Origin of the sequence: Streptomyces sp. NPDC000410, from assembly GCF_040300305.1 — a bacterium.
GTDB lineage: Bacteria > Actinomycetota > Actinomycetes > Streptomycetales > Streptomycetaceae > Streptomyces.
Genome location: NZ_JBEPDM010000121.1, coordinates 1 through 2,495 on the forward strand (window position 1 = coordinate 1; position 2,495 = coordinate 2,495).

The window sequence follows — 2,495 nt, forward strand, 5'->3', positions numbered from 1 at the left end:
TCTCGTGACTGCGTGCCTTTTGAAGAATGAGCCTGCGAGTTAGCGGTGTGTAGCGAGGTTAACCCGTGTGGGGAAGCCGTAGCGAAAGCGAGTCCGAATAGGGCGTTTGAGTTGCACGCTCTAGACCCGAAGCGGAGTGATCTAGCCATGGGCAGGTTGAAGCGGAGGTAAGACTTCGTGGAGGACCGAACCCACCAGGGTTGAAAACCTGGGGGATGACCTGTGGTTAGGGGTGAAAGGCCAATCAAACTCCGTGATAGCTGGTTCTCCCCGAAATGCATTTAGGTGCAGCGTCGTGTGTTTCTTGCCGGAGGTAGAGCACTGGATAGGCGATGGGCCCTACCGGGTTACTGACCTTAGCCAAACTCCGAATGCCGGTAAGTGAGAGCGCGGCAGTGAGACTGTGGGGGATAAGCTCCATGGTCGAGAGGGAAACAGCCCAGAGCATCGACTAAGGCCCCTAAGCGTACGCTAAGTGGGAAAGGATGTGGAGTCGCAGAGACAACCAGGAGGTTGGCTTAGAAGCAGCCACCCTTGAAAGAGTGCGTAATAGCTCACTGGTCAAGTGATTCCGCGCCGACAATGTAGCGGGGCTCAAGCGTACCGCCGAAGTCGTGTCATTGCAGCATAAGGGCCAACGCCTGCTGTGATGGGTAGGGGAGCGTCGTGTGCCGGGTGAAGCAGCCGCGGAAGCGAGTTGTGGACGGTTCACGAGTGAGAATGCAGGCATGAGTAGCGATACACACGTGAGAAACGTGTGCGCCGATTGACTAAGGGTTCCTGGGTCAAGCTGATCTGCCCAGGGTAAGTCGGGACCTAAGGCGAGGCCGACAGGCGTAGTCGATGGACAACCGGTTGATATTCCGGTACCCGCTTTGAAACGCCCAATATCGAGCCCATTAATGCTAAGCCCGTGAAGCCGTTCCGGACCCTTCGGGGAATGGAAAGTGGTGGAGCCGGCGATCCAAGGTGGTAGTAGGTAAGCGATGGGGTGACGCAGGAAGGTAGTCCAGCCCGGGCGGTGGTTGTCCCGGGGTAAGGGTGTAGGACGCACGGTAGGCAAATCCGTCGTGCATATAAGTCTGAGACCTGATGCCGAGCCGATTGTGGTGAAGTGGATGATCCTATGCTGTCGAGAAAAGCCTCTAGCGAGTTTCATGGCGGCCCGTACCCTAAACCGACTCAGGTGGTCAGGTAGAGAATACCGAGGCGTTCGGGTGAACTATGGTTAAGGAACTCGGCAAAATGCCCCCGTAACTTCGGGAGAAGGGGGGCCATCACCGGTGATCACTCTTGCAGTGTGAGCTGGGGGTGGCCGCAGAGACCAGCGAGAAGCGACTGTTTACTAAAAACACAGGTCCGTGCGAAGCCGTAAGGCGATGTATACGGACTGACGCCTGCCCGGTGCTGGAACGTTAAGGGGACCGGTTAGCTCTGTTTCGACAGGGCGAAGCTGAGAACTTAAGCGCCAGTAAACGGCGGTGGTAACTATAACCATCCTAAGGTAGCGAAATTCCTTGTCGGGTAAGTTCCGACCTGCACGAATGGCGTAACGACTTCTCGACTGTCTCAACCATAGGCCCGGTGAAATTGCACTACGAGTAAAGATGCTCGTTTCGCGCAGCAGGACGGAAAGACCCCGGGACCTTTACTACAGTTTGATATTGGTGTTCGGTTCGGCTTGTGTAGGATAGGTGGGAGACTGTGAAGCTTGGACGCCAGTTCAGGTGGAGTCGTCGTTGAAATACCACTCTGGTCGTGCTGGATGTCTAACCTCGGTCCGTGATCCGGATCAGGGACAGTGTCTGATGGGTAGTTTAACTGGGGCGGTTGCCTCCCAAAGGGTAACGGAGGCGCCCAAAGGTTCCCTCAGCCTGGTTGGCAATCAGGTGTTGAGTGTAAGTGCACAAGGGAGCTTGACTGTGAGACCGACGGGTCGAGCAGGGACGAAAGTCGGGACTAGTGATCCGGCGGTGGCTTGTGGAAGCGCCGTCGCTCAACGGATAAAAGGTACCCCGGGGATAACAGGCTGATCTTCCCCAAGAGTCCATATCGACGGGATGGTTTGGCACCTCGATGTCGGCTCGTCGCATCCTGGGGCTGGAGTCGGTCCCAAGGGTTGGGCTGTTCGCCCATTAAAGCGGTACGCGAGCTGGGTTTAGAACGTCGTGAGACAGTTCGGTCCCTATCCGCTGTGCGCGTAGGAATATTGAGAAGGGCTGTCCCTAGTACGAGAGGACCGGGACGGACGAACCTCTGGTGTGCCAGTTGTCCTGCCAAGGGCATGGCTGGTTGGCTACGTTCGGGAGGGATAACCGCTGAAAGCATCTAAGCGGGAAGCCTGCTTCGAGATGAGTATTCCCACCTCCTTGAGAGGGTAAGGCTCCCAGTAGACGACTGGGTTGATAGGCCAGATGTGGAAGCCCGGTAACGGGTGGAGCTGACTGGTACTAATAGGCCGAGGGCTTGTCCTCAGTTGCTCGCGTCCACTGTGT

Annotated in this window: 1 rRNA gene; it reads left to right on the forward strand. The window is 56.6% G+C overall.

From position 1 onward, the window contains the following. A 23S ribosomal RNA gene (locus ABT342_RS38000) occupies positions 1-2,474 on the forward strand; the annotation flags it as partial. Positions 2,475-2,495 lie beyond the last annotated feature (21 nt).